The following is a 26391-nucleotide window of genomic DNA, read 5'->3' on the forward strand; positions in this document are numbered from 1 at the left end:
CCACCGCGCCCTAACTTGTCGGCGCGCCTCGCCAGTCCTGTCTCTAAATTTCCCGAACCGGCTAGCCTCAGTGGCCGCCCCGTCCGTCCCCGCCGCGCCTCAGCGCCGCCGGTGAGGGGCTATCTATGGATATCCCGTGGGAGCCGCAAGGCCGTTTTCCAACTTTTCTCGATTTTTCTGCACCTGCACCCTCAAGCCCCTTATTTTATGGGGTTTCGAAACAATGAAAACTTGAAGAAAGGTGTTAGGGCTTCGAAGCAGTCCCTCGCTCGAAGCACTTCGAAAGCCCTCGGCGCGGCCATCTCTGACATTATATATATACACCCCGTTTTTCGACATGCGATGAATCGATTCCGAGTGGCCGATTCACCCCTGAATCACCCTTGGCAGAATCGCGCCAAGGTGAATCGCAAGTACCCTTTCGCACAAAAGCCATCCCCCCTATAAAGCCCACGGGCCGAGCAAGAGTCGCTGGCACATCATCTGCAAGCAGGAAGGCGTAATATGGCGGGTATTTTCGGGGGTTTGTTTTCGTCCGACATGGCAATCGACCTGGGGACGGCAAACACGCTTGTCTATGTTCGTGGCCGCGGGATCGTTCTGTCCGAACCATCGGTAGTCGCATATCACGTCAAAGACGGCGTTAAGAAAGTGCTGGCGGTCGGTGAAGACGCAAAACTGATGCTGGGCCGTACGCCTGGTACCATCGAAGCGATCCGCCCGATGCGTGACGGTGTCATCGCCGACTTCGACACTGCGGAAGAGATGATCAAGCACTTCATCCGCAAGGTCCACAAGCGCACCACGTTCTCCAAGCCTAAGATCATCGTCTGCGTTCCGCACGGTGCGACTCCGGTTGAAAAGCGCGCCATCCGTCAATCCGTTCTCTCTGCTGGTGCCCGCCGTGCCGGTCTGATTGCTGAACCGATTGCAGCTGCGATTGGTGCGGGTATGCCGATCACCGATCCGACAGGCTCGATGGTTGTCGACATTGGCGGCGGTACCACTGAGGTGGCCGTTCTGTCGCTCGGCGACATCGTCTATGCCCGCTCGGTTCGCGTTGGCGGTGACCGCATGGACGAAGCCATCGTTAACTATCTGCGCCGTCAGCATAACCTGCTGATCGGTGAATCGACCGCCGAGCGTATCAAGACCTCCATCGGCACCGCACGTATGCCCGACGACGGTCGTGGCGCCTCCATGATGATCCGTGGCCGTGACCTGCTGAATGGCGTTCCCAAAGAAACCGAGATCAGCCAAGCGCAGGTTGCAGAAGCTCTTGCCGAGCCGGTGCAGCAGATTTGCGAAGCCGTGATGACCGCTCTTGAAGCGACCCCGCCGGATCTGGCAGCAGACATCGTCGACCGCGGCGTGATGCTGACGGGTGGTGGCGCGCTGCTTGGCCAGCTTGATCTGGCACTTCGCGAACAGACCGGCCTCGCGATTTCGGTTGCGGACGAGACCCTGAACTGCGTGGCCCTCGGCACCGGCAAAGCGCTCGAATACGAAAAGCAGCTTCGCCACGTTATCGACTACGATAGCTGATCGGGGTCCGGTTCGTGGCCCGCGATAACAATCGTGACGAGACCTACGGGAAGCCGCTTCGGCGGCTTCTTGTGACTTTGCTTGTCGTCGTTCTGGCCGCGACCTTCCTTGTCTGGCGTATCGACAGCCCGCGCGTGGAGCGGATGCGCCTTGCCATTGTCGACCGCATCCTTCCGCCGATGGAGTGGGTGATGGCGCCAGTCACTGGCCTTGCGACTTTGGTGACGAACTTCCAATCTTATCAGCGTCTGGCCGAGCAGAACGCCGACCTGCGACGCGAGCTCCAGCAGATGAAGGCGTGGCGCGAGGCGGCTCTCCAGCTTGAGCAGGAAAACGCGAAGCTACTCGACCTCAACAATGTCGAGCTCGACCCCAAGCTGACATATATCACCGGCATCGTGCAGGCCGATAGCGGCTCGCCGTTCCGCCAGTCGGTGCTGCTGAACGTCGGCCAGCGTGACGGCGTGATCGACGGTTGGGCCGTGATGGACGGCATCGGCCTTGTCGGGCGCATTTCCGGTATCGGTCGCAACACCAGCCGTGTGCTTCTGCTGACCGACACGTCGAGCAATGTGCCGATCATTATCCAACCGTCGGGCCAGCGCGCCGTGCTCAAGGGCGACAACAGCCGCAATCCGTTGATCGAGTTCCTTGAGGACCCCGACCTGGTGCGCCCTGGTGATCGCGTGATCTCGACAGGCGACGGCGGCGTGTTTCCTTCGGACATTCTGGTGGGGCAAGTCGCCCTCGGCTCTGACCGCCGCCTGAGGGTGCGCCTGTCTGCGGACTACGAACGCCTTGAATTCCTGCGTGTTCTGCGCAGTCAGCCGCACGAGATCATCTCGGATCAGGGTGGCCTTCTCGTCACCGATCCGATCATCGAGGAAAGCGAGTTTATTGGGCCGCGGATGCCCGCCCAACCCGCCGTTCGCAACGATGGCTGAGGCCCAGACCACCCGAAGCTGGGGCGGACGCGTCGGCTTTGCACTTCTGGCGGCCGCGATCCTTCTGGCACAGCTTCTGCCGCTTTCGACCCAACCGCCGCAGTGGGCACCGCCAGACTGGCTGCTGCTCATCACCTTGGTCTGGGTGATCCGCCGACCCGACCTCGCGCCGGTTTCGCTGATCGCGGTGATCTTCTTTATCTCCGACATCCTGCTCATGCGCCCGCCTGGTCTGCTCTCGGCCCTCATCGTTTTTGCGTCCGAAATCCTGCGCCGCCGCTCCGCCAACCTTCGTGCCTTGTCGTTCCCTGTCGAGTGGATTGCGGCGACCTCGGCGATTGTCGGGCTGACCCTCGCTTATCGCGTAATCTTGTTCATGATGGTCTTGCCACGCCCGCCTGTTATGCTGACATTCAGCCAGACCGCGACGACCGTGATTGCATATCCTCTGGTCGTACTCGCCGCCTATTTGCTGTTCGGCATCAGTCGGCCTGCGCAGGGTGAAGTGGACATTCTGGGGAAACGGATATGAGGCGACCGCCCAAAGAATCTGCCGAAAGCGCGCGTATTATCGGGCGCCGTGCGCTCGTCGTGGGTGCGTTGCAGCTAGGGTTAGCTGGCAGCCTCTTGATGCGCATGCGCTCCATGCAACTGGAGCAGGCCGAGCAATTCCGCCTGCTTGCGGACGAAAACCGCATCAACGTACATCTTCTGCCACCCGCGCGCGGTCTGATTTTCGATCGCAACGGTGTGCTGCTGGCTGGCAACGAACAATACTACCGCGTGACGATGACCCGCGAGGACGCGGGCGACGTCGAAACCGTGCTGCGCCGCCTTTCAAAGCTTGTCCCGATGACCGAAGAAGAGATTCAGGACGCCATGAAAGAGGTGTCCGAACGCTCGCGCTTTGTCCCCGTAACCATCGTGGATCGCTTGTCTTGGGAAGACATTTCCCGCGTCACCGTCAACGCCCCTGCCCTCCCCGGCATCACTGCCGAGGTCGGCCTGAGCCGGTTCTACCCGCAGGGCGCGGACATGGCGCACGTTGTCGGCTATGTTGGCCCCGTGTCGGACTATGACCTCAGCCGTACCGAAGACCGTGACCCGCTGCTGCAAATCCCGAAATTCCAGATCGGGAAGACCGGCGCAGAGAACAAAATGGAGCAGACGCTCCGCGGTTCTGCCGGTACGCTCCATGTGGAGGTCAACGCCCTTGGCCGTGTCATGCGCGAACTGGATCGCCAAGAAGGCGAGCCGGGTGCCGACATCCAGCTGACCATCGATTCCAAACTCCAGACCTATGTCGAGGCGCGCCTCGAAGGCGAATCCGCTGGCGCAGTGGTGATCGACCTCGAAAAGGGTGACCTTCGCGCCGTTGTGTCCGCGCCGTCGTTCGACCCAAACCTCTTTGTGCGCGGCATTTCGGTCAAGGATTGGACCGATCTGAACGAAAATCCCTACCGGCCGCTGGCAGCCAAAGCCGTGCAGGGCATCTATCCTCCTGGTTCGACGTTCAAGATGATGACCGCGCTTGCTGCGATCGAAGAAGGCGTGCTCGACCCCGAAGAGACAATCTATTGCCGTGGCTACACCGAAGTCTCCGGCACCCGCTTTCACTGCTGGAAGACCGCAGGTCATGGCAACGTAAACCTGCACGACAGCCTCAAGCATTCTTGCGACTGCTATTACTACGAAGTCGGACAGCGCATCGGGATCGACAAAATCTCCGAGATGGCCCAGCGCTTCGGCATCGGCGTGAGGCATGACCTGCCACTTTCCGCCGTCGCCGAGGGGCTCGCACCGACGAAGGAATGGAAACGCCGCGTGCGCGGTGAGGACTGGCGCATCGGTGATACGGTCAACGCTTCCATCGGTCAGGGCGACGTGCTGGCGTCACCGCTCCAGCTCGCCGTTATGGCAGCGCGTCTTGCAACGGGCCGGAATATCACGCCGCGCCTCGTTCACACGGTTGATGGCGTGGAGCAGGGAGCAGATGCGGACCAGCCGATTGGCGTGAACGAGAACTCCCTGCGCCGCATCCGCGCAGCGATGGATGCGGTGTCGAACAACAATCGCGGCACGGCTTACGGCTCGCGGATTTCTGAGGTGTCGATGCGCCTTGCGGGCAAAACGGGCACCAGTCAGGTCCGCCGCATTACCGCCGAAGAACGTGCGCGCGGGGTGACAAGTAACGCCGACCTGCCATGGGAGCGCCGCGACCACGCGCTGTTCGTTTCCTTCGCGCCTGTCGAAAACCCGAGATTTGCCTGCGCTATCGTCGTCGAACATGGCGGCGGCGGCTCTTCGACCGCAGCGCCCATCGCGCGCGATATCATGCTGCAAGCCCTTTACGACGGCCCGCCGCCGCTCGAGGCCTATCCGTCCAACGTGCGCAACCGCATTGAGGAGCAGCAAAAGCGGATCGAGAACCGCATCGCGCCAGGCGCCTATCCGACGAGCGACCGCGCATGAGCCTTCTGGAAAGCAGCTACAAGAATGTCCCGACAGGCATTCGCAAACTGCTCTACGTCAACTGGGCCATTGTCCTTTTGACAATCGCGATCGCCTGCGCGGGCTTTTTGATGCTCTATTCCGTGGCCGGCGGGTCGGTGGAGCCGTGGCTCGATCCACAACTGAACCGCTTCGGTTTCGGCCTGTTTCTGATGATTGCCATCGGAATGGTACCCATCTGGTTCTGGCGCAACGTGTCCGCGGTTGGCTACATCATATCCCTGCTTTTGCTGGTCGCCGTGGAGTTATTCGGCGAGGTTCGCATGGGCGCCCAGCGCTGGATCAACCTCGGTTTTATGGTGCTGCAACCGTCCGAGTTGGCCAAGATTACCTTGGTGATGTTCCTTGCCGCCTATTACGACTGGCTGCCACTGGCGAAGCGTTCGCGCCCACTGTGGATCGCGATCCCGCTTGCGGCGGTACTGGTGCCGACGTTCCTCGTGTTCAAACAGCCTGACCTCGGCACCGCGCTTTTGCTGGCAGTGGGTGGTGGCACCATCATTTGGCTGGCGGGCGTGCATTGGGCGTACTTCGCTGTCGTGGTGAGCGCGGGGATTGGCACGATCTGGGCGGTTTTCGAGTCTAAGGGCACGAGCTGGCAGCTTCTGAAAGACTACCAGTACGACCGGATCAACATCTTCCTCGATCCGTCGCAGGATCCGCTCGGCGCAGGCTATCACATTACGCAGGCCAAGATCGCCTTGGGGTCCGGCGGTGTGACTGGGCGCGGGTTCATGCAGGGAACACAGTCAGGCCTCGACTTCCTGCCCGAAGCGCACACAGACTTTATCTTCACGACCCTCGCCGAGGAGTTCGGCTTTATCGGGGCGACGACGTTGCTCGCGCTCTATCTGCTGCTGATCGGGTTCTGCTTTGCCTCGGCGCTCCAGAACCGCGACCGCTTCAGCTCGCTCCTGACGCTCGGCATTTCAATGACGTTTTTCCTCTATTTCGCCGTCAACATGGCGATGGTCATGGGGCTCGCGCCTGTTGTGGGCGTTCCCCTTCCGCTCGTCAGTTACGGCGGCTCGGCCATGCTCGTCCTGATGGTCGGCTTCGGCCTCGTCCAGAGCGCGCATATTCATAGGCCCAGATAATGACAGTAATTCTCTTCTCCGCCGAAAACCAACTTTGGGATACGTACAGCGAGCTGCTGCTTGATGCGTGCAAGGCGGAGGGGATCGAGGCCGACATCACCCGTGATGCCGATCGGTCGGATGCGGAGTTCATTGTCTATGCACCGAATGACCAGCTCACCGACTTCACGCCCTACACCGATTGCAAAGCTGTCCTGAGCCTATGGGCCGGCGTCGAGCGGATTGTCGGGAACAAAACACTCACCCAGCCGCTGTGCCGACTCGTCGATCCGGGGCTGACGCAGGGCATGGTCGAATGGGTGACGGGTCAGGTGCTGCGCCACCACCTCGGGCTGGACATGTATATCCACGGGACGAAGGGTGCGTGGAAACAGGTCGTGCCGCCGCTTTCGTCTGATCGGCCTGTGACGATCCTTGGCGCGGGTGCACTTGGCGCGGCGTGTGCGCGGTCGCTGACGAACCTTGGCTTTCCCGTGACATGCTGGAGCCGCACGCCCAAGAACCTCGACGGTATCAAAACCGTTGCGGGGATGGAGAATCTGAACAGCGCGCTCGAAAACGCGCATATTCTCGTGCTGCTACTCCCATTGACCGAAGAGACGACCAACCTGCTGAATGACGAGCGCCTTGCGCATCTGCCGACAGGCGCGTTCATCATCAATCCGGGGCGTGGGCCGCTGATCGACGATCAGTCGCTTCTGGCGATGCTCGACACCGGTCACGTCGAACACGCCACGCTGGATGTATTCCGCGTAGAGCCGCTTCCCGCCGAGCATCCCTACTGGACGCACCCGAGCGTCACCGTCACGCCGCACATCGCGAGCGCCACACGGCCTGAAACGGCAGTCAAAAGTATCGCCGCGAATATGCGGCGCGCCTTGGACGGCGAGCCGCTTCTCAACCTCGTCGACCGTAGTCGCGGTTACTGATTACTTCAGCTTCGGCGGCTTGTTCGGGTCCATGCCAGGGTTCGCACCGGGAACATGAGCGTTCTGTTCGGGCTTTGGCAGGTCGAACCGCAGACCGACACGTTCCAGCTGCGCGATGAACGGATTGTCCGAAGCGACAAAGGTCACGTCCAGCATTCCGGCGTCGATGCCCGAGAATGTCAGCGCTTCGGACACGGCGCGGGTCAGCGCAGGTTCGGCGCCTTCCTTCACACCGACAAAGCACAGGATATGCCCGTTGGTACCGTTGTCGTATTTCACGCCGGTCAGGAACGCGACTTCGGCCAGCCCGCCGGCGGTCGCCAGCTTACGGTCGATCCCAGCGATCAGCGTTTCGGGCAGTCCCTTGGGCGCGGTGATCTCGGTCGGGCGGGCGTCGGCCTCTTCGGGCGCATGGGCCAGCGTTTCGACCAACCACTCGATCGCGCTCGGCGGAATGAGGATCGAGGACGGCTGACCGAGGTTCACACCCATGCCGATCCCCTGCCCCTGAAGCATCTGCGCCAGACCGCGACCCGAGATCGATGCGTAGGACGCAAGGCGCTCGGTAAATTCCGCGAGCCGCTCTTCGCGGTCGAAGACCAGCACATACTGGACACCGTCGGCTTCGATGACTTCGGGCATGATGTCGTCATCGCCTTCCGGCTCGCCTGCCAGAAGGAGGAACAGTTCATTGTCCGCGAGGCGCTCGTAAAACCGCAGACGTGCTGCGTCGTCCTCGGGGTTGGCTTCCATCGCGGCGTGAGCGGCGTCGAGTTCAGTCTGCATCCAGTACCTCCTTCACCCGCGTTCGCAATACGGGCAGTAATTCGTCAGTGAACCAAGGGTTCTTCTTGAGCCATGCCGTATTGCGCCAAGACGGATGGGGCAAGGGGATCACGGACGGAAAATGGTCACGCCAACTCTGCACGGCCTGCGTCACGTTCCGCGTTCCGATGTGCCAACGCTGCGCATAACCGCCGATGAGGATCGTCAATCGGAGATCTTTCAGGCTGTCGATCACCGGTGCCCGCCATGTCTCTGCGCAGACCTTTGGCGGCGGCAGGTCGGAGCCCTTCGCGTCATAACCCGGAAAGCAGAACGCCATCGGCACAATAGCAATCAGCGATTTGTCGTAGAACACATCCGGCCCGATCCCGAGCCAGTCCCGCAGCCTGTCGCCCGACGGATCGGCGAACGGCCTGCCCGCTGCATGGACCCGCGCGCCCGGTGCTTGCCCTGCGATCAGGATGCGCGCGGACGGCTCGAACCATACAACCGGACGCGGATGATGGCGGGTTGCGGTTAAGGCAAAACGCTCCGCACAGATCCGGCACGCAGATATTTTTTCCGAAATTCCGTCCATTTCCATTAACATAGCCCACAGCGGAGTGGTGCAAATGGACAATCACAAGCCCAAAGGCGGTAGTCACTCTCTCCGTATCGTTGTGAATGCCGTTCACTTCCTTTATCGCATCGGTGCGTAACCAACGAGGAAAGCTGCATGTACCGCGTCTGGAACTTCGTCACGGAGTACTCGCTCCTACTTATCTTAGGTGCTCTGATTGCCCTTGGTTGGGCAAATATGAACCCTGACTCTTATCACCACTTTGTCGATTACGTACTGATCGACGATTTCTTCATCGGCCACCTCCATGATGATGGACACGGCCATGTCGTTCGCACGCTGACCCTGCACTACTTGGTCAACGACGTGCTGATGGCGTTCTTCTTTGCCATCGCGGCCAAGGAAGTCTGGGAAGCCATCATCCTCAAGGACGGCTCGCTGCGCGGTAAGAAAGCCGCCACCCCGCTGATCGCGACCGCTGGCGGCGTTATTGGTCCGGTTGCCGTCTACCTCGGCCTTGCTGCCATGCTTGGCTCGACCACCTACGACGCTGTCGCAAACGGTTGGGCGATTCCCACCGCGACCGACATTGCGTTCTCGTACCTCGTTGGTCGTCTGGTCTTTGGTGGCGGTCACCCTGCTGTGCGCTTCCTGCTTCTGCTGGCTATTGCCGACGACGCCGTAGGTCTGCTGATCCTCGCGATCTTCTACCCGTCGGGTGAGCTTGCGCCAATCTGGCTGCTGCTCTCGCTGGGCGCTGCTGTTGGCGTGTTCGTTCTGGCGAACTGGCTGCCGCGCTACCTCGACCAAGGCAAGCAGGACCGTCCGAATTCGACTTGGGTTCGCAAGTATCTGTCGTTCTGGCCGTACCTCATCGCAGCCTGCCTCAGCTGGTACGCTTTCCAGCAGTCGGGCATCCACCCTGCTCTGGGTCTGCTGCCGATCGTGCCGACGATCCCGCACGCCGACCGCGCTTTCGGCATCTTCTCGCAAGCAGAAGAGCACCTGCACGACCTGCTCAACGATATCGAGCACGCCCTGAAGCGTCCGGTTGAGATCGTTCTGTTTTTCTTCGGCCTGCTCAATGCTGGCGTCGAGTTCAGCTCGATCGGTGAGCCGACTTGGCTCGTTCTGGCCGGCCTTCTGATCGGTAAGCCGATCGGCGTTCTGATCATGGGCTGGATCGCGGCGAAACCGCTGGGCCTCGGCCTGCCGGAAGGGATGCGCATCATAGACCTGTTCGTAGTCGGCTGCGTTGCGGCTATCGGCTTCACCGTTGCGCTCTTCGTTGCTGCAGTGGCGTTCAAGGACTCGCCTGCGCATGTGCTTGATGCGGCCAAAATGGGGGCGCTCTTCAGCTTCTTTGCCGCGATCATTTCGTTGGTCGTGGGCAAGCTGACCGGCGTCCAGAAGATCAACGACTAAACCTCAAAGGCCCGCTCATTTGCGTGAGCGGGCCTTTTTTGTGGTATATTTTAACCTGCCGTTGCCACATTATAGCTCACATTCTGCGCCATAGTCGTAGAGCAAGCCCGAACAAATGGGCACCAAGAGCAGGACAACACCGCTAGCGATGCTGGAATTCGACAACGTCTCCAAGTCCTTCTGGACTGGGCAACAGCGCAAGGTGATTCTCGACCGCACGTCGTTTCGCGTCGAACTCGGGAATAGCCTCGGTATTCTTGCGCCTAACGGCACCGGCAAAACCACTCTGATCAATATGATGTCCGGCCTCGAAAAACCGGACGAAGGCGAAATCCACCGTAAATGCCGGATTTCATTCCCGCTCGGCTTCATGGGCGGCTTGGTCAACAAACACACGGCCAAGGAAAACACCCGCTATATCGCCCGCATCTACGGTCTGGACCCCGATTATATCGAGGCGTTCTGCCGGTGGCTCTGCGATATCAAGGAATACTTCGACATGCCTGTGGGCGTTTACAGCCAAGGTATGCGCGCGCGTCTGTCCTTTGCCCTGATGCTGGCACTGGATTTCGACATTTACCTGATCGACGAAGGGATGCCCCAGACCACCGACGTGGAATTCAACCGCAAAGCAGGCGGGCTTTTGCGTGAACGGCTCGAAACGACTACAGTCGTGATCGTGTCGCACCAAGCCGAAACGCTCGAGCGGTTTGCAAAATCCGCTGCGGTGATGATGGACGGGCAACTTCATATGTTCGACACTTTGGAAGAGGCGAAGCAGCTTTATGACTACCAAACTAAAGGCTAGAAAGTTTCGCATCCGCAGCGGTGAAACGCTGGGCGGCGCCCGCGCTGCTGCTGTCGATCCCGAAATCGACATCGACGCCGATCCCTCTTCCATCAAACCCGAAACACCCGGCATCGGGACGGACCAGCAGGCCAGCACCGGCTCTGACAGTGATATGGACGCGATCCGCCGCGAGGGCCTGACCGGTCGTCAACTTCGCATGGCGCGCCGCATTGCGCAGAAACACGGGCTGGCTGTGACCTCCGATTTCGACGCCGTGCGCCAGCTTCGTGCGCGCGGTATCGACCCGTTCGAACGCTCCAGCATCCTCGAACTGGTGTCGAGCAGCAACGCGCAGAGCAACCTGCCTGCCACCAGCCCCGAGCCGAGCCAGCAATTGCCGCAGACCGTCCAGCAGCAAAGCCGCGAGGTCGCCCGCCCCGACACCACCGGCGGCCCGCTGTCGGCAGAGCGCCGCGCCAGTGAAATCCAGAAGATCCAGCAGGACATCGTGCGCCGCCGTCGTCGCAAGCTGATGTCGCTATTCGCACGCCTCAGTGTTTTCGTCCTGCTGCCGACGTTTGTGATGGGCGTCTACTACTTCGTTTACGCGACCCCGATGTACGCGACAAAATCCGAATTCGTGATCCAGCAGGCCCAGTCGCAGAGCGGCGCTTCGGGCATTGCGGGCCTGTTCCAAGGCACGTCTTTGGCGACCCAAGCGGACGCGGTCGCCGTGCAGTCCTACCTCACGTCCCGCTCCGCCATGGTGCGTCTGGACGAGGAAGAGGGCTTCAAGGAACACTTTGGCCAAGCGTGGATCGACCCGATCCAGCGCCTGCCGGAGGATGCGTCCAACGAAACCGCCTACAAGGTCTACGAAAACCACGTCAAAATCGGCTATGACCCGACCGAAGGCATCCTGCGGATGGAAGTCATCGCCGCCGATCCGGAGACCAGCCAGCGGTTCTCCGAAGCGCTGATTTCCTACGCCGAAGAGCAGGTCGACCAGCTGACCCAGCGTATGCGCGAAGACCAGATGCGCGGCGCCGACCAAAGCTATGAGAAAGCCGAAGCGCGCCGCGCCGAAGCGCTGGCCCGTCTGCTGCAAATCCAAACCGAGCTTCAGGTTCTCAGCCCCGATAGCGAAGCGCAGCTCGTGCTGACCCAGATCAGCCAGCTTGAGACTCGCCGTCAGGACAAGATCCTCGAACTGTCGTCCCTGCAAAGTGTCGCGCGCCCGAATGAAGCGCGCGTCAACGCCGTACAGAACGAAATCGCGAGCCTCCAGAACTCCATCACCTCGCTGCGGTCCGAACTGACCGAGCAGGCCGATACGGGTGTGTCCCTCGCATCCAAGACTACCGAGCTGCGTACCGCCGAAGAGGACTACCAGTTCCAAGTCGGCCTTGTTCAGCAGGCGCTCACCATGATGGAAACCGCCCGTCTCGAGGCGAACCGTCAGGTGCGTTACCTATCGCTTGGCGTTGAGCCCATTGCGCCGGACGATCCGACCTACCCGCGCGCGTTCGAAAACACGCTCGTATCGCTGCTGATCTTTGCAGGCATCTACCTGATGCTTTCGTTGACGGTTTCGATCCTGCGCGAACAAGTCACGTCGTAAGGCTACCCCTTTAGCTGGGCCGCGCTATGGTTAATCCCGTATTCAACGGGGTTATCTCTATGCGTGTCGTCCTTCTCGTCCTGTCTCTGCTGCTTGCTCCGGTCATCGCCACGGCGCAGGAAACCACAATCGAGACGACGGCAACCGCCAGCGACGACGCCGCCATCGCCAACCGTATCCGCGATATCATCGCAGAGCTTGGCGGCTACGAAGACGTCACGGTTCAGGTCGCAGACGGTATCGTCACGCTTCGTGGCGAGACCACGTCCTCCACACAGATTGCCGACCTCAGCAGCCTGTCGAACCGCGTGCAGGGCGTTGTCGCGGTGAAAAACGAGGTGCTCGAGACCACCGACCTCTCGCGGCGCATCAACCCTGCCTACGAGCGCTTGAAGACCCGCCTCACCCAGATCATCGCAATCCTGCCCTTGGCGCTGATCGCACTGGTGCTGTTCGGGGTCATCGCGCTCATTGGCTATGTAGTCGCCTACCGCACGCGGATATTCGACCGGCTTGCCCCGAACCTCTTCATCGCCGACCTCTACCGTCAGGTGGTTTTCCTGCTGTTTCTGCTCGGCGCGATGGTCATTTCGCTCGACCTGATGAACGCGACCGCGCTGCTATCCACGATCCTCGGCGCCGCAGGCATCATCGGCCTCGCGCTTGGTTTCGCGGTCAAGGACACGGTGGAGAACTACATCGCCTCCGTTCTCCTTTCGATCCGCCAACCGTTCCGCCCGAACGATACGGTCGAAATCAACGGTGACGAGGGCAAGGTCATCCGTCTTACCAGCCGCGCGACGATTCTGCTGTCCTATGACGGCAACCACATTCGCATCCCGAACGCGACGGTCTTTAAAAGCCGCATCGTGAATTATTCGGATAATCCCGCCCGCCGCTTCATGTTCTGCCTGCCTGTGGACCTCAGCGCGAATTTGACCATCGCACAGCAGGTCGCCACGGATGTCCTCGAAGGGCTGGCGTTCACGCTCAAGGACCCCGCCGTACAGGTCTGGATCGACAAGACCACGCCCACCAGCGTGGAGCTTGTCTGCACCGGCTGGATCGATCAGACGATCACTTCGCTGCCCCTCGCCCGCAGTGAGGCTCTGCGACTGGTCAAGAAAGCATTCGAGGAGCGCGAGCTTGATCGCCAGCCGATCGTCCAGCGCGTCCTCATCGAAGACGGCGATGCGCCGGACCTCGTTGAAAACACGACGGAAGACCTTCCGGTAGATACATCGTCCGAGAATTCGCTCGACCGCATCGTCGAGGCCGACCGCACTGAAAACGCCTCCGCCGATCTTTTGTCGAGCAAAGCGCCAAAAGAGTGATTTTTTTTCGAAACGCCCCTTGCGCTCCCCGACAGCTAATTGTAAATCCGCCCTCGCTGCTGGGGTGTAGCCAAGTGGTAAGGCACCGGTTTTTGGTACCGCGCACCGTAGGTTCGAATCCTACCACCCCAGCCAGTAATTCCCGACATCGGAATGCAGACACTTTTCGCTAGACATAGCGAAAGTTACTGGCGTTTGCGCCAGCCCTAGAGGGCCCGCTGTTTCTTCGAATAATAGGTCCACGCCACAAAGCGGCTGGTTTTCTGGCCCTGCGCCATTTCGACGGTCTTTGTCTCGGCAACGCCGGCTTTGCTCAGCAACCTGTCGATGGTCCGCAGATTTTCCTTCTTCGACACCAACGTCGTGAACCACAGGCATTGCTCCGCGAATTCGACGCTCTGTTCGACCATGCGGCCGATGAAACCGATCTCGCCGCCGGGACACCACAGCTCGGCATTCTGGCCGCCGAAGTTCAGCTTGGTGGACGGCTCCTTGCCGAGGTTGCGCCACTTACGCTCGGTCCCCCTGCCCGCTTGTTCAAGCGAGGAGTGGAAGGGCGGGTTGCACATCGTCAGATGGAAAATGTCGCGCGGATGAATGACCCCGCGAAAGATGTTCTTCGGGTTCTTCTGATGCCGCAGACTGATGTTCAGGCCGTTCCGTTCATTGATCTGGCGCGCGGCTTTGATTGACACCTGATCGATGTCGACGCCTGTGAAATCCCATCCGTATTCGTGCTGGCCGATCAGCGGATAGACAAGGCTCGCGCCCGTCCCGATGTCGAGGACCTTGATGTCATCGCCGCCTGGGATGTCCCCTCCATTATCCTCCGCGAGAAGGTCGGCGAGCGAATGGATATAGTCCACACGGCCCGGGATCGGCGGGCAAAGATAGGTGTCAGGGAACTCCCAGAACTTCACGTCATATTGCGCCGAGAGTAGCGCGCGGTTCAGCATCCGCACGGCCTCGGCATTCGCAAAATCAATGGTCATGCCGCCCCGCGGATTGCGGGTCACAAATGGCTCAAGCTCCGGCGTCGCCTCCAACAGGCGCACAAAGTCATACCCGTCCCGATGTTGGTTGCGGGGATGCAGCATGGGCTTGGTCGCCATAGAAAACCTTCGTGTATTCCGCTGAGGGGCTTGATTGATAGTTGCCGACCTTAGTGGGTTCGGAATGCATTAGAAACACCTGCCGTTTCACTTGTCGCTGGTTCCGAACTACGGCACGTTCAAGCAAACGTAGCCGCTGGGAGGGGCGCCCGAATGACGAAACCCTGTATCATTTGTTGTGCCATTACAGGCAGCCTGCCGACCAAGGCGAACAATCCCGCCGTGCCGATCACCGTCGAAGAACAGATCGAAAGCACGCACGAGGCTTTTGAGGCTGGAGCGACGATCGTTCACGCTCACGTCCGCAACGACGACCAGACGCCCTCTTCCGATCCGGAAAAGTTTGCGCGTCTGCAAGAGGGGCTGCTGAAGCACTGCCCCGGTATGATCATCCAGTTTTCGACCGGCGGGCGCTCTGGTGCAGGGACAACGCGCGGCGCGATGCTGCCGCTCAAGCCTGACATGGCGTCATTATCCGTGGGTTCGAACAACTTCCCGACCCGAGTTTATGAAAACCCACCGGATCTGGTGGACTGGCTCGCGTCAGAGATGATGACCTACGGCATCAAGCCCGAGATTGAGGCCTTCGACCTCAGCCACATCATCAAAGCCAAGGATATGATGGACAAAGGTCAGCTAAAGGCGCCGCCCTACGTCCAGTTCGTCATGGGAGTGAAGAACGCGATGCCTGCCGATCGGGACGTGTTCGATTACTACATCCACACCGTCAAACGCCTGTTTGGCGACGATGCGCCGTGGTGCGCCGCCGGTATCGGGGCTCAGCAAATCGTCATCAACGAATGGGCCGTGTCATCGGGCGGTCACGCGCGGACAGGGTTGGAGGACAACGTGCGGATCGACAAGAACACGCTCGCTGCCTCGAATGCGGCGCTGGTGAAACGTGTGGTCGATCTGTGCGACAAATACGAGCGTCCCGTCGCGACGGCCGCGCAGGCGCGCGAAATCCTCGGCCTTTGATCAGGCGATAACGTGGTCGTGCTCTAGAATACCGCTGGAGACCCATTTCCCGAATTGCGCGCTGGCTGTCAGCCCTTGGCAGAACGGAAAACGCCCGAGCAGATACGGCGCGGCGGGAAGATAAAGCCGCCCGCGCCATTGGTCCGTGTCGACCGTAAGCTGATCTGTCACTGGGACTTCCCCGTCAGGCAGGCTCGTTGCGAGACTGGCGAATGACAGATCGCACGCGCCGAGCGATTTCTGACCGCGCGCATCGATGATCACCTTGAACTCGCGAACCTCGCCTTCGGTGGTGGTCACGCGGCTGGCGTTGCCTGTGTTTCTGATCGCGTAGTCGTTGCCGAGGCGCATGATCGTCAGCTTTCCGGCGTCGTGCAAAGCCAACATTCGGCGGATCGACGTGGGCGGTACGGCGGCGTAGTTGTCGATGAAGACACGCGCTAGCGGCTTGAAACGTGCTTGATCGGTAGCGGTCAGGTGGCCCGCGATCTCCTCGAATTTCTCATGCATATCCAGGATCGCGCAGCGCCAAGGGACGGCGTGCTGCTTGGCCGCATTTTCGTCGACCTCGGCAAGGTTGTCTCGCGCCCAGTCGAAGGGGCCGGTTGCCAGACGTGGCTTGAAGTAAGCACCCGCAAAATCTTCGGGAGAGGCCGAGGCGAGGCCCATGCGGTCGAAATACTCCCGATCTTCCAGCTTCATTTCTTGGGTAAAGAGGGCCCACATCCGATCAAGCAAGCCGTCACGCCCCTCGGCCAATGCGTTCTCGACCGCTTCATCGGTCATGACCCGTAGCGGCTTTGGCGGATAGTCGAACCAGAAGTCGGCTTCGGGAAGGATGCCCTGTCGCGACATCATCGTGATGTGCAGACCACCTGTGCGGCTGTTCGGAACGTAAGTCAGGTCGTCACCGTCCTCGGCAAAGTGGCCGTGCTGGCACGCCACGGCGAGGACCGCATCCATACCGCTAAGCGATGTGCCGATGATCCCGACGTCGATGGCCGGAACCTCTTCGTGTGCCAGACGGTCCCAAGGCGAACGGAACCGGCCTGTGCCCTCTTGATCGCTGGGCCAGACGTGGCCGGTCGCGAGGACAACGTGTGTAAAGAACTGATCGGGCACGCCGCTTTCGGCATCGAACACGAGGCGGATCTGGCTGCCTTCGGACACGACATCCTCGACCGCGACGTTTTCATGGATCGCCACCCGATGCCCTTTTTCGCGGGCCGCGTAGATCAGCGCATAAAGCTCGTCGCTGTACCATGACCCCAGCAGGATACGCGGCAGGAACATACGGTCGTGTAGTTCGTCGTGCGTGACACCATAGACTTGCAGCATCTCAGCAGACCGGCTTTGGAGCCATTCGAGATAGGTCTGCGTCAGCGGGGGGATCTCAATGCTGCCAATGTTGGCCAGCATCAACGCCTGCGCCGCATTCGGGCTGTAGGGCATGCCGAAACCGGCAAGCGACTGGGCCTCGAAAATCGTGATCATCTGCTTGACCGGCGATTTGATCAGCTCGGCAAGCGTATAGAGCGCCGTCGGGCCGGAGCCGACAATCGCGATATTCTTGGTCAGTGACGCAGAGGAGACGTTCATGATGTGTCCATGGAGGAGTTACATCAATAAACGCTGCATGGCGGCGAACGTTCCTGCGATCAGCGGTCCTGACGCACCTTGATGGCTTTGGCAGGCTGGTTGGCGCGTCTTTCGCGGTGGAAAATATAGAGGCCCGACGACAGGACCACCGCCGTACCAAGCACAGTCAGCCCATCGGGGACATCACCGAACACGAGGAACCCGATGGCCGTCGCGCCTAGGATTTCGAGGTATTGGAACGGTGCCAGCACGCTCGCCTCGGCCTGACTGAAGGCATAGGCGATCAGCGGGAACGTGGCGGCGGCGAGGATGCCCGAGAGGACGAGGCTCGCCGACAGGCCGACAGTCATCGTGTCGCGCAACGCACCGAGGTCGGATGTGAACATCATGACGGCCACTAAAGTCAGGCAAGTGAACGTGGTCGAGCCGAGCTGGAACGTCAGAGCGGAGCAATTGCGCGTGCCTTTGCGTGTGATGATCATGTTCAACGCGTAGGCCGCCGCGGATACGAGCGGGAGCAGAACCGTAGGTCCGAAGACAGAGAAATTCGGGCGCAGAATAATCAGCACGCCGATCAGACCGACCACAATAGCAGCGTAGCGATGCGGACCAGGCTTTTCACCCAGCATCAAACCCGCCAGTAGCGTGAGCAGCAGCGGCTCGACAAAGAAGATCGCGATGGCCGTGGGGAGCGGAATGGTCTTCAGCGCAGTAATCAGGCTAAGGCTGACAATCGCCACGCAGATGCCCGACGCCGCAGAGGCTTTGGTGAACGGATTGCCGCGTGTCGATTTATTCATCGCGGCGAACGCGATCCACAGAAGGCCCGCTTGGATCACAGACCTGATCGCCGCGATCTGCGACGGCTCGATATAAGCCGTCAGCGTCTTCGTCACCGAGTCGCCGATGGGCAGCAGAACCATCGCGAAAGACATCGCGGCCATGCCTATGAATGTTGACGAATTGCGGCTGGTCGGCTCGGCCATTGCGGACATAGCTTGCTCCACGATGCAACGTCGCTGCATCTCGCGGTCCGGGCGTACAGGACGAATGGTGGGGATAACGGAACGACGCCATCGCCCGCCCCTACTTGCTAGGTGGCGAGGCCGCAGCCTGTCAAGCGTCGGCCCAAAAACAAAACGGCGGAGAAAACTCCGCCGCTCGATCTTAGAACATGTGCTCGACTTCAGGAGCCGGAACGAAGCGCCAGTTCCGGCGCGGGCCTGCCATGACGTTGAGGTAGTACATCTCGAACCCGTGAGGCGCACCGCAGGGGTGGTGACCGCGCGGGACGCAGACCACATCGCCGTCGTAAACAGCCATGGTCTCGTTGAGGCTCAGGTCGTCGGTGTAAACGCGCTGGATGCCCCAACCACCTTCGGCGTTGATGCGGTGGTAGTAGGTTTCCTCGAGGTAGGTGATCCGCGGGAAGTCGTCTTCGTCGTGACGGTGCGACGGGAACGACGACCAGTGACCGGCAGGAGTGAAAACCTCGGTGACTAGCAGGCTGTCGCAGTAGTCTTCGGCTTCCATCGCGATGTTGTTGATGTAACGGGTGTTCACGCCTTCACCGCGCTGGGTCAGTTCGATGCCCTCAGGGCCGATCTTGCGCGCCTCGTGGCCGCCCTTCCCCGGAGCCTGACAGACCGCGATGGTGCAATCGGTGGTTGCGGTCGCTTCCCAGTCCTTGCCGTTCGGAACGTAAAGGCAGTGCGGCGGCGTCTTTTCAAAGACATTCATCCGCTCGCCCAGTTCGCCCCACTCCTTGCCGGCGGCGTTGATGGTCGCTTTACCTTCGACCATCACCAGTATCACCTCGCAGTCTCCCGTCGCTTCACCAACGGTTTCGCCGGCGCGGATGCGGTAGAGAGAGAAACCCACATAGCGCCATCCGGCAGACTGCGGGGTGATTTCGTGCACCTTGCCGTGGGTGCCAAACGGTTTCTTCAGAAGGTCAGCCATATCAGTTCATCCCTGTCTGCGATGCGATCTGCGTGATGTATTCGGCGTAGCGATTACGCTGCTTTTCGCGTGTTGAGGTTTGCGGAACGGCGACGTCCCAGAAATAGCCATGCTCGCCTGCGGTGGTCTCCAGTCCGGTCCCCGGGAAGTCCTTCGCGATGGTGTCGATGACGATCACGGTCGGAATGTTGCGCGAACGGGCGGCCTTGAGTTCGGCTTCCAACTCGTCAGTGCCCGCCGCTTTGACAGCGTGAGCACCCATGGAGCGGGCGTGCATGACGTAGTCGATCTCGGGCTGCACTTCGACGTTGCAGTCGACGTACATGTTGTTGAACGGCTCGCCGCCACAGCCCATCGTTTGCAGGCGGTTGATACAGCCGTAGCCACGGTTGTCGGTCAGCACGACGGTGAACGGAATGCGGCGCATCACGGCGGTCGCTAGTTCTGCGTTCGCCATCATGTAGCTGCCGTCACCGACGAAGCAGATCACGTCACGCTCGGGCGTCGCGAGCTTGATACCCATGGCACCGGCGACTTCGTAGCCCATGCACGAATAGCCATATTCCATGTGATAGCCGCCCTGGCTCGGCTGCCAGAGAAGTTTGAGAGCACCCGGCATGGTACCGGCAGCGCACATGGCGACAGCGGTTTCGTCGGTTGCACGCTGAACGGCACCGATCACCTGACCGTCGGTCGGCGCAGCAGCCTGATCGTCGGGACGTGCGCAGTATGCGTCGACAGCGCGGAGCCAGTCTTCACGCGCTTCGGGGTCGAAAGCGGTGGCTTTGTAGTCACCGAGCTTTTCCGACAGCAGATCGAGTGCGACCTTGGCATCCGCAACGAGGCTCTCCGCGCCATGCTTGGCGGCGTCGTAGCCGTGGATGTTGATCGAAACGAGCTGCGCGTCGTTGCGGAACATGGTCCGCGAGCCGGTGGTAAAGTCCTGGAAACGGGTGCCGACACCGATGACGACATCGGCGCTCGCCGACACGGCGTTCGAAGCGGCCGAACCGTCAACGCCCGAAGCGCCGAAGTTCATCGGATGCGACTGGGCGAGCGCGGACTTGCCCGCCTGCGTCTCGGCGACGGGAATGCCGTGCTTGGCGGCGAAGTCGGCCAGCGTCTGCTCGGCCTGGCTGTAGATCACACCGCCACCGGCGATGATGACGGGGTTCTTGGCCGCTTTGATCGTGGCAGCGACGCGATCGAGTTCATTCGCATCGGGCGCCGGACGGCGGATGTGCCAGACGCGCGGCTCGAAGAACTCTTCGGGGTAATCATAGGCTTCGGCCTGTACGTCCTGACAGAACGACAGCGTTGCGGGGCCGCAGTTCGCCGGATCGGTCATCACGCGCAGCGCACGCGGGAGGGCCGACAGGATGTGCTCGGGGCGGGTGATGCGGTCGAAGTAGCGGCTGACCGGCTTGAAGCAGTCATTGGCCGAGACCGTGCCGTCGTCGAAGTCTTCGACCTGCTGGAGCACCGGATCGGGCTTGCGGTTTGCGAACACGTCGCCAGCCACGATCAGAACCGGCAGACGGTTGACGTGCGCCAGCGCAGCAGCGGTCACAACGTTGGTCGAGCCCGGCCCGACCGACGAAGTCACTGCCATCGCGCGGGTGCGCTTTTTAGCTTTGGCGTAGGCGATAGCGGCGTGGGCCATCGACTGTTCGTTCTGGCCGCGCCACGTCGGGAACACGTCCTGATAGGCGTGCAGCGCCTCGCCGATGCCAGCGACGTTGCCGTGGCCGAAGATCGCCCACATGCCGTCGATAAAGCGTTCGCCGTCTTCGGTCATCTGGACCGAGAGCCATTTGATCATGGCCTGTGCGGCCGTCAGTCGGATCGTGCTCATTGCGGTATTCCTCAGTTCGCGCTGTTCGGGCGGGCCGTTTCGCGGGCCTCGTCCCAGATTGTGCACAGGCGGGTGTAACGGTCGGCCATCTGCTCGATCGCGGCGGCGTCGGACATATCGCCCTTCATCCATGCGCGGGCAGCATCACCGAAGATCGTGCGGCCGACGGCAAAGCCGCGGACCAGCGGATAGGCGGCAGCCACTTCGAAGCTGGCGCGCAGTTCTTCTTCGGGCGCATCAAGGCCCAGAACCACGATACCGCGGGTGTGCGGGTCGTTCTCTTCGATGGCCGCGATGGCGTTCTGCCATGCCGCATCGGTGGTGAACGGCTCCAGCTTCCACCAGTCCGGATAGACGCCGATCTCGTAGAAGCGGCGGATCAGGATCGCGCTGGTCTCGTCATCGACCGGCGCCACTTTGGACGGGATGATCTCCAGCAGGAATTCGAGGCGGTTGCGGCGCGAGGCTTCGAACAGGCGCTTGACGGTGTCTTCCTGCTTTGCCTGCGTCTCCGCGTCGTCGTCGGGGTGGCAGAAGCACAGAACCTTGACCACGTTTTCCTTGGCCCACTGGTTCAGGCCGCCGAAGTCGCTGCCCAGTTCCGGCTCGAGTGTCAGCGGACGCGAGCCCGGCCATTCGGTCGGACGGCCGATCCAGAGGCCCGAGCCCGAAGCCGCGTGAAGCGCGCTGCGGCCGATGCGGTTGTCGCACAGGATGCCGTAGCCGTACTTGCCGTTCTGCACCTTCTCGGCGGCTTTGAGGCAAAGCTCCTTGAACTCGCCGCCACGCTCCAGCGTGTAGCCTTCCATGTCTTCGAGCTGCATGCGGTGATCGAAGGCGAAGACGCGCATCGTGGACCAGTCGCCATGACGGTTGGTCGACCAGTGGATCTGCTCCAGCTCGGGATCGTTGCGCAGGTCTTTTTGCTTGATGCCGCGCTCGAGGAAGAACTCCAGCTCGGTCAGCGACGGATAGGCGGGGGTGCAGCCATGACGGCTGACGGCGAAAGCGCCGCAAGCGTTGGCGTACTTCAGTGCGGTCGGCCAGTCTTCGTCATCGAGCCAGCCCTTCAGCAGACCCGAGAAGAAGCCGTCGCCTGCGCCGAGTACGTTGAACACCTCGATCGGGAAGCCCGGTCCGGTCTGGCCGTCGTCGAGGCTGTCGGGGATCTCGCCTTCGAAAGCGACAGCGCCGGCAGCGCCGCGCTTGCAAACGAGGGTCGCGTTCGACACGGCGCGCACAGCGCGCAGGGCTTCGATGGTGTTGGTCGAGCCACCGGCGATGTGGAACTCTTCTTCAGTGCCGACGATCAGATCGAAGTGATGCAGCGTCGACAGGAGCTTCTCGGTCACCTTCGCGCTCTCGACGAAGCGGCTTTCGCCGTCACCGTGACCAGCCACGCCCCAGAGGTTCGGGCGGTAGTCGATGTCCAGAGCGGTGCGCAACCCGTGCTTGCGCGCCAGTTCCAGCGCCTTCATCACAGCCGCTTCGGTCTTCACGTTCGACAGGTGAGTACCCGTCACGACGATCGAACGCGCCGAGGCGATGAAGTCTTCCTTGATGTCGTCTTCGCAGAGCGCCATGTCCGCGCAGTTCTCGCGGTAGAAGATCAGCGGGAACTGTTCTTCGTCGCGGATGCCGAGGATCACCAGCGCGGTCAGGCGCTCGGGATCGGTCACGACGCCATCGGTGCTGACGCCTTCGCGGGCAAGCTGTTCGAGGATGAAGCGGCCCATATGTTCGTCGCCCACGCGGGTGATCAGACCCGACTTCAGGCCCAGACGTGCCGTGCCGCAAGCAATATTCGTCGGTGAGCCGCCGATGTATTTGTCAAAGGACCCCATGTCCTCAAGACGTCCGCCGATCTGACCGCCGTAAAGGTCAACACCCGCGCGACCGATCGTAATTACATCCAACTTGCTCATCTGTTCCTCCCTGCCCTCAACCCAGAGGTTGCCACGCAGCCGTTTACTTCGCTAGGTGCGATTTGCGATATACTGGATCACAACCTGCGCACCAATTTGTATCATTTCAGCTCACGGCGTCTTTCAAAAACGCCAAAATGGATCACTCGCCAGAGGCGACGTTGATGGTCTCGAACACCAGCTTTTCGTTGAACTGCTCGTGGTAAGCGATGAAGTCCTTGGTGTGCTGCTGTTCCATGTGGAAATCGTGCGCCGCTTGATCGACCCCCGTTTCCACGAATACCAGACGGTCCGGTTTATCCGTGCAGGCAAAGAAATCGTACTGGATGCAACCTTCCTCGGCGCGGGTGGCGGCTTGTGCTTCCGGCGCACGTTCGAGGATCTTGCCGCGCGTACCCGGCAGGCAATCAATCGAAATGATGAACTTGTACACGACAGTGTCGGGCGCGGCACGGAGCCGCGCCGCTCTCCCTTAACGGATGATCGTCGCCTGAAGCGCGCCGATCAAGGACTGGATGCCTGCGTTGGTCGACATGGTGAAATCTTTTATCTCGAGCGAAACCCAATCGTTGTAGCCAAGCATACCAACGACCGAGAAAAACTGTTTCCACCATTGCAGATCGTGACCTGCGCCAACGGCGACGTAGTTCCAAGCGCGGTTGGCCACGTCGGTGACTTCGCGCATTTCCAGCAGACCGTTCACGTCGGCCAGACCGCGCTCGATGCGGGTGTCTTTGCCGTGAACGTGGTGGATGGCATCCCCCAGAGAGCGCGTGCGACGGCGATCGGGCAAGCGCCCTTCCAGAACAGGTGCGAAGGGTCGAGGTTCATGCCGACAATCGGGCCAACTTCGTTACGCAGGCGGAACAGGGTGTCCGGATTCCAGACCAGCATGGCCGAGAAGTTTTCCAGAGCGATCTTCTCGACGCCGACTTTCTTGGCGTGATCGACGATGCCGTGCCAGTACGGGAACGCGCAGTCTTCCCACTGGTAACGGTCGCGCTCGGGCATCTCTGCGGGCCACGACTTGGTGTAGGTCAGCCAGTTCGGAACGGTGTCCTCGGGGGCCGCGGCCGGAAGGCCGGACATGCTAACGATCTTGGTCACACCAATTTCGCCCGCGAGGGTGAAGGTCTCTTCGATTTCCTTGCGGTGCTTGGCACCCAGATGACCCGGATCGAGCGGATTGCCCGAGCAGTTCAGCGCGGCGATCTTCAGACCGCGCGCTTCGATTTCCTTCAGCTTCTGCGACAGCAGGCCCTTGTCGGCCAGCAGTTCGTCAGCGCGGAAGTGCGGAGCCGGCGACCAGCCGCCTCCGGTCATTTCAACACCTTCGACGCCCAGCTCGACGCATTTGTCGAGCATATCGGTGAAGGACATGTCGCCCATCACGTCGGTGCAAATAGAAAGCTTCATCTTCTGTTCCTATTCACTCGGCCGCGACGGCCGGTGCTTCCAAGTAGAGGGCGGGTTTCTTGATCATCTTGAGCGGCTCGTACTGGCCCGATTCAGCGGCGCGGAGCGCAGCGTCGGCAGTCAGGGTCGAGGCGTAACCGTCCCATGCGCTCGGACCGGTGGCAGTGCCTTCGCCAGCGGCGATGATCCACTCGCGGAATTCCTGATCGTAAGCTTCGATAAAGCGCTCGCGCCAGTCTTCCGGCATGGCCTGACGGATGCCGTTGACGTCCGACACAACAGTCGCCGGACGGTTCGGGAGCGACGCAACACCGGTTTCGCCCGAAACTTCGCCACGGATGTCGTAGCCGTAGGTGATCGCGACCGAAATCTCGACGTCCACGATCGCACCGCTTTCCATGTGGAGAAGGACGATCACGGGGTTCTTCAGCTCGCCGCCACCAACGGTGGAGCGGCGGGGATAGCGGACTTCCACACCGACGATCTCGTCCGACAGCAGCCAGCGCGAAATGTCCGCGTCATGAACGAGCGTATCGTTCAGCGGCATGTCCGAGGTGTAGTGCGACGGCACCGACGCGTTGCGGTGGACCGAGTGATACATGAGCGGCGCACCGATCATGGCGCTGTCAACCACTGCCTTCAGACGGCGGTAGTCGGCATCGAAGCGGCGCATGAAACCGACCTGGATCAGGCGCTTGCCGTAGGCAGCTTCGGCCTCGACGATACGGATCGCTGCTTCTTCCGATGTGGTCATCGGCTTTTCGCAGAACACCGGCTTACCGGCGGCAATACAGTCGAGCAGTTGCTCTTCGTGGGCGGGACCCCAAGAGCAGATGACGATCGCATCGACATTGTCGGACTCGATCAGCGCCTTCGGGGTCTCGAAGACCTCGGCACCGTAGGGAGCGGCCTCTTTGGCGCGCTCTACATCGATGTCGTTGACGGCGGTGATTTCGACACCGGAGAGGACTTTCGTCAGGCGGCGGATGTGATCTTGACCGATCATGCCCGTGCCGATGACACCAACTTTCAAAGCCATCACATGCTTCCTTATTTGAAGTATTTGTCGATGTAGCGCTGCATCTCGTTGCGCATGAAGATGCCGGACTCGTCCGCCTTTTCTTCCCATGCGAACACGCAAGCGGTCATGATGCCGTCAAAGCCGATCTCTGCAAGGGTCTTGTAGAAATCATCCCACGGCACTTCGCCCTGACCCATGTTCAGGTGCTGGTGAACGCGCACGGTCGAACCCGGCGGGTTGATGATGTAGCGCAGGCCGCTCGATGCCTTGTGGTTGAAGGTGTCGGCGATGTGGACGTGCGCCAGAACGTCGGCACATTCGCGCAGCATCGCAACGGTGTCGTCACCGAAGTAGAAGGTGTGCGGCGTGCAGTAGAGGAACTTCACGCGGTCCGAATTGACGGTGCGGATCAGGTCGACCAACGGCTGGAGCGTTTCGACCCAGTCTTCGGGGTGCGGTTCGATGTGGATGTTGATGCCTTCACGCTCGAAGATCGGAACCAGCTCGTCCATCGAACGCCACCAAGCGTCTTCGCAGGCTTCGACCATGGAACCCGTGTGGCAGCAGTAGCAGGTGCCTTTGTCGGGGTGCGGGCCACGGCCGAACTCGGAGTTCATGGTGTCCACTTCCAGCTCGACAGCAATCTCGATCGCACGTTTCCAGTGCTTGACGGCCGCCTTGCGCTCGTCCTCGTCATTCGAGGCCCAGCGGTACATCGGCAGCAGCGTAGCGATGCCGACATCCGAGTCCCTCAGAGCTTTCTTGAAGCTCTTCACGCGGTCGGGGAACACGCGGGGAGCTTTGAACCACTCCAGAAAGTCACCACGGGGGCTGAGTTCGATCCAGTCATAGCCGAGCTCTTTGACCTTGCCTGGCAGCTCTTCGAGCGACAGGTGACGGTGCATAAACGGGTCTAGCGCGATTTTCATGCGTCTTCCTCCAGAAATAAGTTGGGTCGCGCCGCCTCCTCAACGGCGCGGAC

At 60.8% G+C, this 26391-nt stretch carries 24 protein-coding genes and 1 tRNA gene; 12 read left to right on the forward strand and 13 right to left on the reverse strand.

Going from position 1 to position 26391, the window contains the following annotated elements; translation table 11 throughout:
* The first annotated feature begins 504 nt into the window (after positions 1–504).
* From HCZ30_RS14950 to HCZ30_RS14975, 6 genes are read left to right on the forward strand one after another with little or no spacing between them, the layout of a single operon-like run.
* A complete protein-coding gene (locus tag HCZ30_RS14950; RefSeq protein ID WP_167639116.1) occupies positions 505–1545 on the forward strand; it encodes a rod shape-determining protein in 1041 nt (346 codons plus the stop codon).
* A gap of 14 nt (positions 1546–1559) precedes the next feature.
* On the forward strand, positions 1560–2489 hold the full coding sequence (gene mreC, locus HCZ30_RS14955) for a rod shape-determining protein MreC (RefSeq protein WP_167639117.1): 930 nt from the start codon (positions 1560–1562) through the stop codon (positions 2487–2489).
* Positions 2482–3021, forward strand: a complete 540-nt coding sequence (locus HCZ30_RS14960; RefSeq protein ID WP_167639118.1) for a rod shape-determining protein MreD — start codon at positions 2482–2484, stop codon at positions 3019–3021. Before mreC ends, HCZ30_RS14960 begins: the two co-directional genes overlap by 8 nt.
* Positions 3018–4961, forward strand: a complete 1944-nt coding sequence (mrdA, locus tag HCZ30_RS14965) for a penicillin-binding protein 2 (RefSeq protein ID WP_167639119.1) — start codon at positions 3018–3020, stop codon at positions 4959–4961. The genes HCZ30_RS14960 and mrdA overlap by 4 nt, the downstream gene beginning before the upstream one ends.
* The gene (rodA, locus tag HCZ30_RS14970; RefSeq protein ID WP_167639120.1) at positions 4958–6097 is read left to right on the forward strand and encodes a rod shape-determining protein RodA; all 1140 of its coding nucleotides are present in this window, start codon (positions 4958–4960) and stop codon (positions 6095–6097) included. The genes mrdA and rodA overlap by 4 nt, the downstream gene beginning before the upstream one ends.
* Positions 6097–7026 (forward strand): 2-hydroxyacid dehydrogenase, encoded by a 930-nt coding sequence (locus tag HCZ30_RS14975; RefSeq protein WP_167639121.1) that lies wholly within the window; start codon positions 6097–6099, stop codon positions 7024–7026. Before rodA ends, HCZ30_RS14975 begins: the two co-directional genes overlap by 1 nt.
* Here HCZ30_RS14975 and HCZ30_RS14980 read toward each other — a convergent pair whose 3' ends face one another.
* Positions 7027–7812, reverse strand: a complete 786-nt coding sequence (locus HCZ30_RS14980; RefSeq protein WP_167639122.1) for an SseB family protein — start codon at positions 7810–7812, stop codon at positions 7027–7029.
* Complete coding sequence (locus HCZ30_RS14985) at positions 7802–8389, reverse strand: uracil-DNA glycosylase family protein (protein WP_167639123.1); 588 nt, start codon at positions 8387–8389, stop codon at positions 7802–7804. The genes HCZ30_RS14980 and HCZ30_RS14985 overlap by 11 nt, the downstream gene beginning before the upstream one ends.
* A gap of 138 nt (positions 8390–8527) precedes the next feature.
* Here HCZ30_RS14985 and HCZ30_RS14990 point away from each other — a divergent pair, with 138 nt between their 5' ends.
* From HCZ30_RS14990 to HCZ30_RS15010, 5 genes are all read left to right on the forward strand, one after another.
* Complete coding sequence (locus tag HCZ30_RS14990) at positions 8528–9796, forward strand: Na+/H+ antiporter NhaA (RefSeq protein WP_167639124.1); 1269 nt, start codon at positions 8528–8530, stop codon at positions 9794–9796.
* A 148-nt stretch (positions 9797–9944) separates the two neighbouring features.
* Positions 9945–10604 (forward strand): ABC transporter ATP-binding protein, encoded by a 660-nt coding sequence (locus HCZ30_RS14995; protein ID WP_167639125.1) that lies wholly within the window; start codon positions 9945–9947, stop codon positions 10602–10604.
* On the forward strand, positions 10582–12207 hold the full coding sequence (locus tag HCZ30_RS15000; RefSeq protein WP_167639126.1) for a capsule biosynthesis protein: 1626 nt from the start codon (positions 10582–10584) through the stop codon (positions 12205–12207). The genes HCZ30_RS14995 and HCZ30_RS15000 overlap by 23 nt, the downstream gene beginning before the upstream one ends.
* A 59-nt stretch (positions 12208–12266) precedes the next feature.
* Positions 12267–13541 (forward strand): mechanosensitive ion channel domain-containing protein, encoded by a 1275-nt coding sequence (locus HCZ30_RS15005; protein WP_167639127.1) that lies wholly within the window; start codon positions 12267–12269, stop codon positions 13539–13541.
* Positions 13542–13601: 60 nt separating this feature from the next.
* Positions 13602–13676, forward strand: a tRNA-Gln gene (locus HCZ30_RS15010).
* Between the two features lie 71 nt (positions 13677–13747).
* Here the strand turns inward: HCZ30_RS15010 and rlmF are convergent.
* Positions 13748–14653 carry a 23S rRNA (adenine(1618)-N(6))-methyltransferase RlmF gene (rlmF, locus tag HCZ30_RS15015; RefSeq protein WP_167639128.1) on the reverse strand — a complete coding sequence of 302 codons (906 nt, stop codon included), beginning with the start codon at positions 14651–14653 and terminating at the stop codon, positions 13748–13750.
* A gap of 153 nt (positions 14654–14806) precedes the next feature.
* Between rlmF and HCZ30_RS15020 the strand changes: the two genes are divergently transcribed.
* Positions 14807–15631 (forward strand): 3-keto-5-aminohexanoate cleavage protein, encoded by an 825-nt coding sequence (locus tag HCZ30_RS15020; RefSeq protein ID WP_167639129.1) that lies wholly within the window; start codon positions 14807–14809, stop codon positions 15629–15631.
* Here the strand turns inward: HCZ30_RS15020 and HCZ30_RS15025 are convergent, their stop codons facing one another.
* The 10 genes from HCZ30_RS15025 to HCZ30_RS15065 form a co-directional block, all read right to left on the reverse strand.
* Positions 15632–17230, reverse strand: coding sequence for an FAD/NAD(P)-binding protein (locus tag HCZ30_RS15025; protein ID WP_167639130.1), 1599 nt, complete (start codon positions 17228–17230; stop codon positions 15632–15634). It abuts the gene before it with no gap.
* 59 nt (positions 17231–17289) lie between these two features.
* On the reverse strand, positions 17290–18255 hold the full coding sequence (locus HCZ30_RS15030) for a DMT family transporter (RefSeq protein ID WP_246212865.1): 966 nt from the start codon (positions 18253–18255) through the stop codon (positions 17290–17292).
* A 142-nt stretch (positions 18256–18397) separates the two neighbouring features.
* The gene (gene iolB, locus HCZ30_RS15035; protein WP_167639131.1) at positions 18398–19192 is read right to left on the reverse strand and encodes a 5-deoxy-glucuronate isomerase; all 795 of its coding nucleotides are present in this window, start codon (positions 19190–19192) and stop codon (positions 18398–18400) included.
* A 1-nt stretch (position 19193) separates the two neighbouring features.
* Positions 19194–21047, reverse strand: a complete 1854-nt coding sequence (gene iolD / locus HCZ30_RS15040) for a 3D-(3,5/4)-trihydroxycyclohexane-1,2-dione acylhydrolase (decyclizing) (protein ID WP_167639132.1) — start codon at positions 21045–21047, stop codon at positions 19194–19196.
* 11 nt (positions 21048–21058) lie between these two features.
* Positions 21059–22972, reverse strand: a complete 1914-nt coding sequence (locus HCZ30_RS15045; protein WP_167639133.1) for a bifunctional 5-dehydro-2-deoxygluconokinase/5-dehydro-2-deoxyphosphogluconate aldolase — start codon at positions 22970–22972, stop codon at positions 21059–21061.
* Positions 22973–23114: 142 nt separating this feature from the next.
* Positions 23115–23405: an antibiotic biosynthesis monooxygenase gene (locus tag HCZ30_RS15050; protein ID WP_167639134.1), complete on the reverse strand. Its 291-nt coding sequence runs from the start codon at positions 23403–23405 to the stop codon at positions 23115–23117.
* Positions 23406–23444: 39 nt separating this feature from the next.
* Positions 23445–23765 carry a TIM barrel protein gene (locus HCZ30_RS16780; RefSeq protein ID WP_217703064.1) on the reverse strand — a complete coding sequence of 107 codons (321 nt, stop codon included), beginning with the start codon at positions 23763–23765 and terminating at the stop codon, positions 23445–23447.
* Entirely contained in the window at positions 23672–24388 is a 717-nt protein-coding gene (locus tag HCZ30_RS16785) for a sugar phosphate isomerase/epimerase family protein (protein ID WP_217703065.1), read from the reverse strand. The genes HCZ30_RS16780 and HCZ30_RS16785 overlap by 94 nt, the downstream gene beginning before the upstream one ends.
* A gap of 13 nt (positions 24389–24401) precedes the next feature.
* Positions 24402–25427, reverse strand: coding sequence for a Gfo/Idh/MocA family oxidoreductase (locus HCZ30_RS15060; RefSeq protein ID WP_167639135.1), 1026 nt, complete (start codon positions 25425–25427; stop codon positions 24402–24404).
* 11 nt (positions 25428–25438) lie between these two features.
* Positions 25439–26338, reverse strand: coding sequence for a sugar phosphate isomerase/epimerase family protein (locus tag HCZ30_RS15065; protein ID WP_167639136.1), 900 nt, complete (start codon positions 26336–26338; stop codon positions 25439–25441).
* Positions 26339–26391: the final 53 nt, after the last annotated feature.

It is taken from the genome of Marivivens donghaensis, assembly GCF_011806565.1.
In the GTDB taxonomy this organism is placed as follows: Bacteria; Pseudomonadota; Alphaproteobacteria; order Rhodobacterales; family Rhodobacteraceae; genus Marivivens; species Marivivens donghaensis_A.